The sequence below is a fragment of the Gordonia insulae genome (assembly GCF_003855095.1).
GTDB lineage: Bacteria > Actinomycetota > Actinomycetes > Mycobacteriales > Mycobacteriaceae > Gordonia > Gordonia insulae.
The window spans coordinates 3,541,346-3,554,368 of sequence record NZ_CP033972.1; the positions used below are offsets into that span (position 1 = coordinate 3,541,346).

15 protein-coding genes are annotated in these 13,023 nt (G+C 66.0%); 8 read left to right on the forward strand and 7 right to left on the reverse strand.

Going from position 1 to position 13,023, the window contains the following annotated elements; translation table 11 throughout:
- Positions 1–30 precede the first annotated feature (30 nt).
- Both D7316_RS16090 and D7316_RS16095 read left to right on the forward strand, forming a co-directional pair.
- A complete protein-coding gene (locus tag D7316_RS16090; protein ID WP_124709146.1) occupies positions 31–1,389 on the forward strand; it encodes a flavin monoamine oxidase family protein in 1,359 nt (452 codons plus the stop codon).
- Between the two features lie 97 nt (positions 1,390–1,486).
- Positions 1,487–2,287, forward strand: a complete 801-nt coding sequence (locus D7316_RS16095) for an SHOCT domain-containing protein (protein WP_124709147.1) — start codon at positions 1,487–1,489, stop codon at positions 2,285–2,287.
- Positions 2,288–2,300: 13 nt separating this feature from the next.
- Here the strand turns inward: D7316_RS16095 and D7316_RS16100 are convergent, their stop codons facing one another.
- On the reverse strand, positions 2,301–3,293 hold the full coding sequence (locus D7316_RS16100) for a LacI family DNA-binding transcriptional regulator (RefSeq protein WP_124711383.1): 993 nt from the start codon (positions 3,291–3,293) through the stop codon (positions 2,301–2,303).
- Between the two features lie 164 nt (positions 3,294–3,457).
- Between D7316_RS16100 and D7316_RS16105 the strand changes: the two genes are divergently transcribed.
- Positions 3,458–4,882: a sugar porter family MFS transporter gene (locus D7316_RS16105; protein ID WP_124709148.1), complete on the forward strand. Its 1,425-nt coding sequence runs from the start codon at positions 3,458–3,460 to the stop codon at positions 4,880–4,882.
- A 28-nt stretch (positions 4,883–4,910) separates the two neighbouring features.
- Positions 4,911–5,792: an alpha/beta fold hydrolase gene (locus tag D7316_RS16110; RefSeq protein WP_124709149.1), complete on the forward strand. Its 882-nt coding sequence runs from the start codon at positions 4,911–4,913 to the stop codon at positions 5,790–5,792.
- Between the two features lie 13 nt (positions 5,793–5,805).
- On the opposite strand, the gene D7316_RS16115 is transcribed toward D7316_RS16110, so the two are convergent.
- A complete protein-coding gene (locus D7316_RS16115; protein ID WP_124709150.1) occupies positions 5,806–6,273 on the reverse strand; it encodes an SRPBCC family protein in 468 nt (155 codons plus the stop codon).
- A 79-nt stretch (positions 6,274–6,352) separates the two neighbouring features.
- Here D7316_RS16115 and D7316_RS16120 point away from each other — a divergent pair, with 79 nt between their 5' ends.
- Positions 6,353–6,652 (forward strand): hypothetical protein, encoded by a 300-nt coding sequence (locus D7316_RS16120; protein WP_124709151.1) that lies wholly within the window; start codon positions 6,353–6,355, stop codon positions 6,650–6,652.
- Between the two features lie 100 nt (positions 6,653–6,752).
- Here D7316_RS16120 and D7316_RS16125 read toward each other — a convergent pair whose 3' ends face one another.
- Positions 6,753–8,060 (reverse strand): MFS transporter, encoded by a 1,308-nt coding sequence (locus D7316_RS16125; RefSeq protein WP_232016933.1) that lies wholly within the window; start codon positions 8,058–8,060, stop codon positions 6,753–6,755.
- 141 nt (positions 8,061–8,201) lie between these two features.
- On the opposite strand from D7316_RS16125, the gene D7316_RS16130 reads away from it, so the two are divergent.
- Entirely contained in the window at positions 8,202–8,441 is a 240-nt protein-coding gene (locus D7316_RS16130) for a hypothetical protein (protein ID WP_331852573.1), read from the forward strand.
- Here the strand turns inward: D7316_RS16130 and D7316_RS16135 are convergent.
- Positions 8,433–9,569: a nitronate monooxygenase gene (locus D7316_RS16135; protein WP_124709152.1), complete on the reverse strand. Its 1,137-nt coding sequence runs from the start codon at positions 9,567–9,569 to the stop codon at positions 8,433–8,435. The genes D7316_RS16130 and D7316_RS16135 overlap by 9 nt on opposite strands.
- A 77-nt stretch (positions 9,570–9,646) precedes the next feature.
- Here D7316_RS16135 and D7316_RS16140 point away from each other — a divergent pair, with 77 nt between their 5' ends.
- The gene (locus D7316_RS16140) at positions 9,647–10,480 is read left to right on the forward strand and encodes an SDR family oxidoreductase (RefSeq protein WP_164473804.1); all 834 of its coding nucleotides are present in this window, start codon (positions 9,647–9,649) and stop codon (positions 10,478–10,480) included.
- Between the two features lie 2 nt (positions 10,481–10,482).
- Here the strand turns inward: D7316_RS16140 and D7316_RS16145 are convergent, their stop codons facing one another.
- The 3 genes from D7316_RS16145 to D7316_RS16155 form a co-directional block, all read right to left on the reverse strand.
- Entirely contained in the window at positions 10,483–10,890 is a 408-nt protein-coding gene (locus D7316_RS16145) for a globin domain-containing protein (RefSeq protein WP_124709153.1), read from the reverse strand.
- Between the two features lie 159 nt (positions 10,891–11,049).
- The gene (locus D7316_RS16150; RefSeq protein ID WP_124709154.1) at positions 11,050–11,892 is read right to left on the reverse strand and encodes a Cof-type HAD-IIB family hydrolase; all 843 of its coding nucleotides are present in this window, start codon (positions 11,890–11,892) and stop codon (positions 11,050–11,052) included.
- Between the two features lie 102 nt (positions 11,893–11,994).
- A complete protein-coding gene (locus tag D7316_RS16155; protein WP_124709155.1) occupies positions 11,995–12,429 on the reverse strand; it encodes a MarR family winged helix-turn-helix transcriptional regulator in 435 nt (144 codons plus the stop codon).
- Positions 12,430–12,564: 135 nt separating this feature from the next.
- Here D7316_RS16155 and D7316_RS16160 point away from each other — a divergent pair, with 135 nt between their 5' ends.
- A complete protein-coding gene (locus D7316_RS16160; RefSeq protein WP_124709156.1) occupies positions 12,565–13,023 on the forward strand; it encodes a DUF1398 family protein in 459 nt (152 codons plus the stop codon).

The following is a 13,023-nucleotide window of genomic DNA, read 5'->3' on the forward strand; positions in this document are numbered from 1 at the left end:
CCCGAAACCCAACTGACAGGAGACACTTCGATGTCTGACACGCAGAACACCCGGAAGGTCGTCGTCGTCGGTGCCGGCTTCGCGGGGCTCATCGCCGCCCGCGAACTCGAGGCCGCCGGAATCGACGTCCGTATCCACGAGGCCCGCGACCGTATCGGCGGTCGCGCCTGGACCGATGAACGCCTCGGTGGTCACGCGCTCGAGATGGGCGCGACGTGGGTCCACTGGATGCAGCCGTTCGTCTGGACCGAGATCACCCGATACGGCCAGGAGATCTACCCCAGCCCCGACATCGAGGACGCGTACTGGGTCAGCCAGGGCGTGGTGCACCAGGGTACCGAGCACGATCTCGACGAAGCGCTGAGCCGGTTGCAGGAGAAGATCTTCGAGGGTTCCCGCGAGTTCTTCCCCTACCCACACGATCCGTTCGCGATCCTCCGCGACGAGTCCACCGATCCCGACCTGATCGAGCGATTCAGGCAGGCCGACAAGGGCAGCGTGCTCGACTGTCTGCGCAACGGCGACTTCAGCCAGGAGGAGATCGATCTCGCGGATTCGTACTGGTCGGCCGGCTACCAGGGGTCGACCGCCACCGCGTCACCGCTGATGGCCAAGCACTGGGCATCGCTGAGCGATCATCGGAGCTCGTTGATGGACGAGCAGACCCTCCGCTTCAAATTGACCAACGGTATGCGCGGCCTCTACTCGTCGATCGCCGCGGACCTGCGTGCCGACATCTCATTGAACTCGCCGGTCGCGGCCATCGAACACTCGACGGACGGTGTGCGCATCACCCTCGTGGACGGGTCGGTGGAGACCGCCGACGCCGTGATCGTCACGGCACCGATCGGCGCCCTCGGCAACATCCGGTTCAGCCCCGAACTCCCCGCCACCCAGCAGAGCGTGATCGAGGAGGGCACCAACTCGGTCGGGTTCAAGATCTGGATCAAGGTCGCCGGTCGCCACTCGATCATCGCCGGCGCGCCCGGAGACCACCCCATCTCGCTGCTGCGCAGCGAGTACTTCCTCGATGACGAGGACGCCACGATCCTCGTCGGCTTCGGCTCCGATCACACGACGATCACCCTGGACGACGTCGAGTCGGCGCAGCGGGCCGTCCGTGTGTGGCGTGACGATCTGACCGTTCTCGACTGCGGCGGGCACGACTGGGTGGCCGACACATGGTCGGGCCAGACCTGGGCAACCCTGAAATCGGGTCAGTTCTTCAACGGCTGGAGTCGGTTCCACACCACCGACACCCGACTGCGCTTCGCCGGCGCCGACTTCGCCAAGGGGTGGAACGGCGTCGTCGTGGACGGCGCGATCGAATCCGGCATCGTGAACGCCCGCGCGCTGATCAAGGAGCTGGTGGTCGACCGGCGGCGGTGAGCGGATGGTGGGCCCGGACCGTGCCTGAGCGACGCGACGGCATTCGTGCAGCTTGGGTACGCTCGGACCGACACCGGACGACGAAAGACACACCACCATGAACGCAACGGTCACCCCTGAAGCCGAGAGCGCGATCATCGACATCGCGCAACGCCACGGCCTCTCCCGCGATGCGGTGCTGGCCATGCTCCTCGCGGTCAACAACGGCGGCGGCACGATGGCGCAATTCTCCATCCCCGAACTGGGCGGCTCCGGGCAGTGGATGCGCGGCGGTATGACGATGGTCGGCAACATGTTCGACAACGCGCTCAAGGCTCGCGTCGATTCGCTGTGCGCCGAACTGTCCCAGCTGCTGGCGACCACCACCATCTTCCCGCCCGCCGAGACCGGCTATCGGTCCGGCTTCACCTCGAACAACTGGTGGCCGGGTGATCTCGGAGTCCCCAGTTCGTCCGGCGGGCAGAACGACGCACGCTACGCGGTGTTTCCCGGCACGAGGCGGCTGGCGATCCAGGTCAACGGTGTCACAAGGGTTTTCGACACCGGCGAGCACAACATCGGCGGTGTGCAACAGCAACAGGGCGGCGCGTACGGCTCGGTGAACTTCACCAGCCAGTTCGGCACCTTCGATGTCTCGAGTCTGCAGGAGCTCGGAACACAGCAGGTGGCCGAGACACCGGTCGCCGCGCCGGCGCCCCAGGAGACCTACGAGCAGCCGGCACCGCCGCCCGCATACCAGGAACAGGCTCCCCAGTACGCCCCGAGCACACCTGGACCGACAGACGATTCCGCCGGCATCATCGCCGCTATCGAATCACTCGCGGGACTGCATCAGCGCGGGATTCTCTCCGACGAGGAGTTCTCGGCGAAGAAGGCGGAGTTGCTCGGGCGGCTCTGACGCGTGGCGCCGATCAGCGTCGCGGCACGGCTGTGGTCCCCCGAACCATGAGGGTGGGTTCGAGCACCTCGTCGATCGGCCCGGACTGCGTCTCCTCGAGTAATCCGATCGCGAGTTCGACTGCTTTGCAGGCGATCCCGTGTGCATCCTGGTGGATGGTGGTGAGGTCGATGCGTGGGTTGTCGGACAGGAGACTGTCGTCGTAGCCCATCAGTGACACGTCGCCGGGCACGTCGATGCCGGCACGGGTCAGCACGTCGAGGAGGCCGAGCGCACAACGGTCGTTGCCGGCCAGGATCGCGGTCGGCAGGCGCGGCGCGGCCATGATCACCCGCGCCGCATCGGCACCGGCGATCTCGTTGTGCGCGCCGGGCACAACGGAGATGTGGGCGCCGAGTCCGTTGGCCGTCATCGCGCTGCGGTAGCCACGCCGACGGTCGCTCGAACCCGGATCGTGGCCGCCGTCGACGTGCACGATGTCGCGATGGCCCAGTCCGACGAGGTAGTCCACCGCTTCGCGCATCCCCTTGGCGTCGTTCGTCCGGACGGTGGCCATCGCACCCTCCATTGCTTTGCCGGGTAGACGCTGCCCCACCAGTACCGTCGGGACCCGCTGCGCCAGGTCGGCCAGGTACGACGGAGACGAGCTGGGACCGAGGAGGATCACCGCACCTGACCGGTGAGCCAGCAGCGCATCGATGGACGCGCTCTCCTGCCTGCTCGGCAGGTTCGCCGACAGCAGCACCTCGTAGCCGTACTTCTCCGCAACCGGGTGGATGTCGGTGACGAGTTCGGCCTGGAACAGCTGCCGCACGTCCATCAGGACCCCGAGCGTGCGACTGCGTCCCAACGCCAGCGTCCTGGCCGCCGAGTCGGGCCGATAGCCGAGTTCGTCGGCAACCGCCAGCACCCGCTGCCGCGTCTCATCGCTGGCGCCGGGTTTGCCGTCGAGCACGAAGGACACCAACGTCCGCGACACCCCGGCACGCTCGGCGACCTGCGCCATCGTCGGCCGACGACGGGCCTTGCTGTCCGATGAACCAGGTGACACGGCACACCCTCCCCTGAAAGTGACGGTTGACACAGTTGCGTCTGCCCCACATGATAGACCTCACGCGCGTTACTAACGCGCGTTAGATCGAGAACTCCCGGCGGAACGAGGACCCCCGAATGTCCACCACCCAGCAATCCACGGCGTCTCACGGACGCTTCCTGACCAAACTCACCGTGATCGCCACGCTCGGCGGCCTCCTGTTCGGCTACGACACCGGCGTCATCTCCGGCGCACTGCTCTACATGAAGGACGACCTGGCCCTGACGTCGTTCACCGAAGCGGTGGTCGTCAGCTCCCTGCTCTTCCCGGGCGCGGCGTTCGGCGCGCTGTTCGGCGGTCGCATCGCCGACCGCCTCGGACGAAAGCGCACGCTGCTGCTCTGCGGCGCGATCTTCCTGGTCGGCGCTCTCGCGTGCGCGCTCGCGCCGTCGGTCGCCGCGATGGTCATCGCCCGGATCATCCTCGGATTCGGTGTCGGTGCCGCCGCCGTGACGTGCCCGCTCTACCTGGCCGAGATGGCGCCCGCTGATCGACGCGGCCGGATGGTCACCATCAACGAATTGATGATCGTCACCGGACAGATGCTCGCCTTCGCCGTCAACGCACTGCTGGATCACCTGGTCAGCGACCCGCACGTCTGGCGGATCATGCTCGCCGTGGCCTCGATCCCGGCCGTGACGCTGCTAGTCGGAATGCTCTTCCTGCCCGACTCGCCACGCTGGTATGCCCTCAAGGGCCGGATGGGTGAGGCGCGTTCGGTTCTCGAGCTCAGTCGCACCTCGTCGGAGGCCGACGCCGAGTTCGCGATCATCGACGAGCACACCAAACACATGCTCTCGTCGACGAAGACACCGTTGTCGGTCCTGCGCGACGTCCCGTGGATTCGACGCATCGTCCTCATCGGCTGCGGGTTGGCCATCGTCCAGCAGGCGACCGGCATCAACACCGTCAACTACTACGCACCGACAATCCTCGAAGACAGCGGCCTCGGCGTCAGCGCCGCCCTGGTGGCCACGATCGCGGTCGGTGTCACATCGGTGGTCACCACGATCATCGGCATCATCCTGCTCGGCTACATCGGGCGCCGCACCATGCTGCTCATCGGGTTCGCCGGTGTGGCCGCGTCGCAGGCGGCACTCGCCCTCGCCTTCCTCCTCCCCGAGACGACCAGCCGCAGCTACATCATCCTCGCGTGCATGGTGCTGTTCGTCGCGTTCGTGCAGATGTTCATCGGCACCTGCGTCTGGTTGCTGCTGTCCGAGATCTTCCCGTTGAGCGTTCGCGGATTCGCCATGGGCATAGCCGTTTTCGTCCTCTGGTGCACCAACGCGGCCATCTCGTTCGTCTTCCCGCTGCTGAACTCGGCGCTGGGTTCCACCGGCACCTTCGGTTTGTTCGTCGCCGTCAACATCGTGTCGTGGCTCTTCGTTTACCGCACGGTGCCCGAGACCAAGGGCACCACCCTCGAAGAGCTCGAGGAGCGTCTCGAGGTGGAGGGCACCGATCGGTTCGCCGCGATTCCGGCGACTTCAGCGGCCTGAGCACGACGCAGGTCGATACAGTGAACCGGTGGATGACGAGTTCAGCCTGTTGCGAGACAACGCCGCAGAACTCGGTCTCGAGATCCCCATCCCGTCGGTCACCCGTGTCGACACGGCGGTCGGCGAGCACGTTGTCAGCGCCCTCGCGTGGGGATCGGCGAATCCGCGGGCGGTGTTCCTGCACGGTGGCGGCCAGAACGCCCACACGTGGGACAGCGTGCTCCTGGCCTTGGGCGTGCCGGCGCTCGCCATCGATCTCCCCGGCCATGGGCACTCCTCCTGGCGCGCGGACGGTGACTACACACCGGCACCGAATGCTCTGGCGATCGCCCCGGTGATCGCGGAGCTGGCACCCGACGTGGAACTGATCGTCGGGATGTCGCTCGGCGGGCTCACCACCATTCGCCTCGCCGCCACCGACCCGGATCTGATGCCCCGCGCGGTCATCGTCGACGCCACGCCCGAGTCACCGCAGCGCGCAGCCGAACTCGAACGGCAGGCCCGCGGCACGGTGGCCCTGATGGAAGGACCTCAGGAGTTCGACAGCCTGGAGGAGATCGTCGACCTCACCCAGGCTGCCGCGCCGACTCGATCGCTGTCCTCGATCCGCCGCGGCGTCGTCCACAACACCCGGCAGCGTTCGGACGGCACCTGGGTGTGGCGCTACGACCGAATCCGCAAGGCCCCTCCGGTGCAACCACTCTGGGATGATCTCGCGGTCGCCGAGGTGCCGATGACGCTCGTCCGCGGTGGTCGTTCCCCGTTCACCACCGACGATGACATCGAGCGTTTCCGGAGTCGGAGCGCATCCACCGACGTCGTGGTGATCGAGGGCGCCGGCCATTCTGTGCAGAGTGATACACCAATCGAATTGGCCGGGGTGATCGCAGCAGCGCTGGGCGATCGATGAGACGGATTCCGCGTCAGGCGAACCGCGCAGCCAGCGCTCGCAGCGTGCCCTCGATCCCCTCACCGTTCTTCTTGTCGTAGCCGAGGATCTCGATGATCTTGGGCACCTTGATGGTCGAGTAGTCGAAGGTCTCGGTGACCTCGGTCGCCGTCGGCGAGGTCTCGTTCAGTTCCCAGCGCCAGCGGTGACCCATCGGGTGCTGCCATTCGACGACTCTGCCGTCCTGGAAATCGGTCACCGTGGAGGTGATCTTGTAGGGCACGCCGTACTGCTTCATCCCGACGCTGAACCTCGCACCCAGGCTCAGCGCGTCTGGCCCCTTCACCGGTGTGTCGCGCACGGTGCCCGACCCGTCGATCTCGGGATGCCGATGCGGGTTGGCGATCAGGCTGAAGATCTCTGCGGCGGGAGCGTTCACGACGACCCGCCGAGATACCTTGTGCGCGCCGGACTCGATCCTTGTGACGGTTGCTTCTGCCATGGAAACCAACGTACGCCGCGTGCGGCGGCCTACGATCTGCACACAGTCGTTCGATGTTCCCCGCGAGAATCGAGGACCCATGAGCAGAGATCAGTTCAGCGAGCCCGAGACGCTGGCGGACGGCAGCACCGTCATCTACGTCTCCCGCCCCACCAGACAGGGGGAGTCACGACCGATCGGGATGTACACGGTGGCCAACGGCGCCACCACGTGGACACCGGCCGTCGATGCCGGCCGCGCCGCATTGATCGGCGCCAGCACCGGTTTCGTGGCAGCACTTCTGGGCACCATCGCGGTGGTGAGGCGACCACCGTGGCCGGATCTGACCGAACGTGCGATGACGGCGATCCAGGCGGCAAAGGGTCGCGCGACGGACTGATCGTCGGCCTGGTCGTCGGACCCGGTCACCGGGCGATCTCCGCCGGCACACCGAAGTCCCACTCCCGCATCAACATACGGGTCAGATGGTGTCGATGAGTTCACCACCCGCCCGGGATCGGCCGTCCTGACTGTCGTGACCAGAGATCGGGGTCGTCGCGGAGAAGACGATTGCGCCCTTTACGGCGGTACCGCCAGATCTGCGTCGCGCCGAGTCCCCACAGGAGGAACTGCGCCGACATCGCCCAGGTGAATGCCGCTGCCGGGTAGCCCGCGGCGTCGTCGGGAGTGCGCCAGTCGAGAAGGATGCCGATCAGCGCCACCGTGGTCAGACTGGCGAGGAATCCGCCCTGATTGATGATCCCGGTCGCGGTGCTCACCCGGAACACCGGATTCGATGTGCGTCCGAGGTCGAAACCGACCATCGATGCGGGACCGCCCATGCCGCAGACCACCACCAGCACGACGAGCAGCCAGAACGGCGCCGTCCCCGGCCAGGCCAGCACCACCGCCCACATCGTCGCGATCGAGGCGATCACCAGCAGCACGAGTGTCGACCGATGCCACGGCCAGCGGGTGATCAGCCACGCGAACGCGGGACCGAACGCCATGATCGAGAGCACCATGATCGTGAGCAGGAGACCCGCCGCCTCCGGGCTGAGTCCCTCGCCCTGCACGAAGAACGGATACCCCCACAGCAGACCGAGCACCGTGGCACTGAACTGCGTGGAGAAGTGCATCCAGAAGCCCAGTCGTGTGCCCGGATGCTCCCACGACGCGGCCAGGCTGTCCTTGATCCCGGACATTCCCAACAACGGACCCGAGGTCGATCGTGATTCGACGGAGTCGCGCACCACCACCAGGGTTGCGACGAGCAGCACGGCGCCGCACAGGCTGGTCGCCAGGTACGCGTGTGTCCATCCCCACGACGACAGCGCCCAGGTCATCGGGACTGCCGCGGCGACGGCGCCGAGCTGTCCCAGCACTCCGGTCAGCTGGGTCATCAGCGGGATGCGGCGGGCCGGGAACCAGGAGTTCACCAGGCGAAGGACGCACACGAACGTCATCGCATCGCCGACTCCGACGAAGAATCGCGACGAGAGCGCCCATGCATAGGTGTCCGCGAATGCGAAGCTGAGCTGCGCCGACGTCAGGATGAGGGTGCCGGCCAGCAACACCCGTCGTGGGCCGAACCGATCGACCATCAACCCGACCGGCACCTGCATGAGTGCATAGATCAGCAACTGCAGCACCACGAACGTCGACAGCTGCGAGGCGGTGATCTCGAAACGCTCCGCCGCCAGGAGTCCGGCCACCGCGAGCGACGACCGATGCAGGACCGCCACGAAGTACACCGACAGCGCCACGAGCCAGATCAGCATCGCCTGGCCGCGATGTGCTTGCGCCATCGTCGTCACGAGCGCGGCCGGTGTCGCGCGGTCCAGGGTCTGTCGATCACCCGACCATTGTCCAGGGCACAGGTGCGCCGTCCGACGTGCCCCCGCACTTCGTCCGCGTCGGGCAACGAGGTCTGGCAGGGTGGGCGTGAGATGAGCGCATCAGGTCTTGGCGGGCAACTCGACGACATGACGAACGTGGTGATGCTGATCATCGTCGTCGGTGTCGGTGTCGCCGCATCGGCGTGCGCCGTCGCGGCCGCCTACGTGTATCTGCACCCCGGCCGGGACCGTGACGTCCGAGACCGACTGGCACGGCGGTGGCTGGTGGCCACCGCCGTCCTCGGATTCACCGTCATCGGCCTGCGGTTCGTCTGGGTGCTACTACTCTGATCCGACCGTCGCGTTGGCCAGACTCTCCAGAGTGCTGGTCGCGTCGATGTACTCCTGCACCCAGCGCTCGATGACCGCGGCGGAGCGCTCCACCTTCTGGAACTGCCCGACGACCTGGCCGACCGGGTTGAAGGCGACGTCGATGCTCTCGTCGGGATGCTTGTGGGTCGCGGCGACCGCCATGCCGGACACCATGTACTGCAACGGCATTCCCAGCGGATCCGGATTGTTCGGGTTCTCCCAGGCCTCGGTCCAGTCGTTGCGCAGCATCCGGCACGGCTTTCCGGTGAACGACCGGCTGCGCACGGTGTCGCGGCTGCCGGCGTTGATGTAGGCGGCCTGCTGGACCGGAGTGTTCTCGGACTCCTCGACCATCAGCCACTGCGACCCGGTCCACGCCCCCTGGGTGCCGAGCGCGAGGGCGGCGGCGATCTGCTCACCGCTGCCGATGCCACCGGCAGCCAACACCGGACGCGGTGCGACGGCCTTGACGACCTGCGGCCACAACACGATCGAGCCCACCTCGCCACAGTGGCCGCCACCCTCGCCGCCCTGCGCGATGATGATGTCGACATCGGCGTCGGCATGCTTGAGTGCCTGCTTTGGGGAACCACACAGTGCGGCCACCTTGCGGCCCGCCGCGTGGATCTTCTCGATCATGTCGACCGGCGGGGTGCCGAGCGCGTTGGCGATCAGTTTCACCTTGGGGTGCTGTAGCGCGATCTCGACCTGCGGCGTCGCCGTCGCCTCGGTCCAGCCGAGCAGCTGCAGCGAGTTGTCGTCCTCCTCGTTCAGCGGAACGCCGTGATCGAGAAGCAGCTTGCGTCCGAAGTCGAGCGTCTCGGCCGGCACCATGTCCTGGAGCATCTTGGTGAGCTCCTCGGTCGACATGTCGGCGTCCATCCCCTCGTACTTGTTGGGGATGACGATGTCGACACCGTACGGGTGATCTCCGATGTGCTCATCGATCCAGTTCAGCTCGATCTCGAGCTGTTCAGGAGTGAAGCCGACCGCACCGAGCACACCGAATCCACCCGCCTTGCTGACGGCGACCACCACGTCGCGGCAATGGGTGAAGGCGAAGATGGGGAACTCGATACCGAGCTCGTCGCAGATCGGGGTGTGCATGGGACTCCTTCGAGCACGGCAGGACAGGTCTAGAACGTGTTCTAACACAAATCTAGAACACGTTCTACTATGCCCCCATGGATATGAAGAACAAATCGGTCCTGATCACCGGCGGCGGCAGTGGCATCGGCGCCGGCGTCGCGGCGGTGTTGGTCGAATGTGGCGCCAGGGTGACCGTGGTCGGGCGTACCGAGGAGCGCCTCCGTGAGGTCGCCGAGCGCCTCAACGCGCTGTCGGGAGGCGACGGCCCGGTGCTCGCGCATGCCGCCGACGTCACCGACGAGGACCAGATCGCGGCCGCGGTGGCCGCCGCAGCCGCGCACGGCGACGGGTTGCACGGCGTCGTCGCGTGCGCGGGTGGCAGCGAGACCATCGGCCCGATCACCCAGATGGACTCGGACGCATGGAAGCGCACCGTCGACCTCAACGTCAACGGAACCATGTTCACGCTCAAGCACTCTGCGCGCGAACTGGTCCGGGCGGGCGGTGGTTCCTTTGTCGCGATCTCGTCCATCGCCGCGAGCAACACCCACCGCTGGTTCGGCGCCTATGGCGTGACGAAATCGGCCGTGGACCATCTGGTCGCGCTCGCTGCGGACGAACTCGGCGCAAGTAGTGTGCGCGTCAACGGAATCCGACCGGGACTGATCCGCACTGATCTGGTGACCGCGATCCTCGACGATGCGGCGTTGAGCGAGGACTACCGGATCAACACGCCGATTCCGCGTATCGGCGAGGTCGACGACATCGGCCAGTTGGCGGCCTTCCTGCTGAGCGATCTGTCGGGCTTCATCACCGGGCAGGTGATCAACGTCGACGGCGGTCAGATGCTCCGGCGCGGACCGGATTTCAGCTCGATGCTGGAGCCGCTGTTCGGGAACGACGGACTGCGTGGGGTGGTGGGGACCTAGACCTATCGCGCGTTCTCGGGGTACCCGGCGAGCATCAGGCCGGCCACAGCCGAGAGCGCCTCCTCCCACGCCTCGGTCATCGGAGTGGTCCACTGGCTCCCGGCGCGTTCGGCCATCGTGGCCACGAGGGTTGAGGCCACGAGCCCGAACATCTGCGGCGTGACGCCGTATCCGGCGTGGCGTGCACCGAGCGAGCCGAGATGCGCCTGCAGCCAAGCCGGATCATCGAGGTGGTCGAGGACCGCCACCAGCGCCTCCTGGAGCATCGAGGCCTGCGCCCGCATGTCGGCGCTGAACAGATCGCGAACCTCTGGATGATCGTCGAAGAGCCGCTCGTAGAAGGCGGTGGTCAGCCCGGCATCGTCGTCGGCAGAGAGCGCCAGGCCTTCGAGAAGCAGTTCTCGGTTCATCCGCGTACCCCGTCCCTGCCTGTTCAGGCCTCAGAACCACATCCGCATGAGTCAATGAAACTCTCGATGTAACTCTGTAACAAGTAGCACGGTGTGTCGCCGATCACAAGATCGGGTGGGTGCAAGCGCGACGGAAGACGTCATGCCGCCGTCGAGGGTTCAACTCATGTCAGGTGACCCCAGCGCCGCACGGACTGTACGCACGACACCGTCTTCCTCGTTCGACGGCGCCAGGTGGCGTGCCGCGGCGAGGATACGGGGATGAGCGTTTGCCATCGCGTACGACCAGTCGGCGGTGTCGAGCATGGCGAGATCGTTGAGATAGTCGCCGAAAACCATTGTCTGCGCGGGTGATATGCCGAGACGTTGCTGGACCGCACGGACGGCGACGGCCTTGTCCACGCCGGGCGCCATGACATCGAGCCAGTGCTCACCCGAGACCACGACCTCCATCGCACCGTCGATCGCCATGATCTCTGGGGCGGTCACGGTCTCGATCCCGCCGAAGTCGTAGACCGCGACCTTGACGAAGTCGGCGTCCACACGGCTGAGATCGTCGACCACCTCGTGCGCGTAGTAGTACGGACTGACCTGCTCGAGGAAGGCGTCATCCGAGCGCTCGATGTATGCGCGATCGGGTGCGCACAGGACCACACCGATATCCGCCGAGCCCTCCGCTGCGAGACCGCGTGCACGCGCGAGCACCGCCTTGACGGCAGCCATGTCGAGGTGCACGACGTTCAGCACCTCTCCGTCACGCGCGACCACCGAACCGTTCTCGGCGATGACCACCAAACCGGGAACCGCATGACCCAATTGGTGAATCAACGTCGCCGCCTGACGACCGCTCGCCGGACTGAAGACGATCCCCCGACGACCGAGGTCGTCGAGCAATGGCCAGAGCGAGTCCGGGATGCGTTTGGCTGCGTCCAGCAGGGTGCCGTCCATGTCGGTGACAACCAGCCGGACGTCGTCGGGGACGGGTGGGATCGGGGTGCTCATCGCATCCATCGTTGCAGACGGGTGACGTCGCCATCCCCGCGGCGAACCGTTGGCCGGCGCCGAGTCAGGCGGCCTCGCACGCGTGATGGTCGCGCGAACATGTCAGCTCATGGACTTCACGATCTGGGTGAATCGCTGCAGCAACGTCCTGAGTTGATCCACGTCGGAGCCAGAGAGCTGTTGCAGCAGTAGTTCGTTGGAGTCCTTCGCACCGTGGTTGATCAAGTCGAGAACGTCTCGCCCGGCAGGCGTGAGCTTGAGAAGTGGGGACGTCTTGTGGTCGGGGTTGACGACCTGCTCGATCAGACCTTCATCGGCGAGCGAGTTCGTGAGACGGAGGATGTGCTGGCGGCTGACCCCGAGCCGGCGAGCGATCTGCGGAACGGTCATCGGTCCCGCACCGATCGTCCACAGGGTCTGCCAACGCGCCTGGGTCTGGCCGGCTCGCGCGGCGATCCCTTCGCCGAGTCGACGACCGGCACCAGCGGCTTCGTAGAGTTCCGAGAACAACTTCTCCGCACTGACCGCATCCGCCATGTCCGAATGATAGCCGCCTGACTCCTGAGCACCATACTGACATGCATGTGCAGTATTGACACCTACGTGTCGAAGTGTCACCGTTGAGTCACGCCCCCTTTTTTTGCCAGTCAGCTTCACACAAGGAGTCACCTGATGACATCCATCATCGACACGGTCACGACAGCCACGGCCCGTGGTGCGGCAGTGCGTCCCGTGATCGGCGGATTTCCGTACCTTGCCGAGGCCATGCGTCAGGCCGGGATCACCATGAACTACTTCGACGTGCCCTCGCAGTCGATGGTCTTCGTCACCGACGACGGGGACGTGCTCCAGCCGGGAAGCCTGCTCCATTCCGAACCGACCATCATGCCGCCGTTCGACGAAGCGGGACTGATCACCGCGCTGCGGGCGGACCAGCAGGGACGAAGCACCTTCCCGGAATTCGTTCGAGCCACCTTTTGCGCCGGAGTCGTCCGCTATGAGGTGGATCTGATCGCGCGCACCTGCACCTACGTCGGGGCCCGCGGCGAGCGGTATGTCGAGAACTACCCCGCAGTCGAGCTTCCACCCCCCGAGTCGACATCCGCGGGGGTCGAGCGTCTCTACGGATGA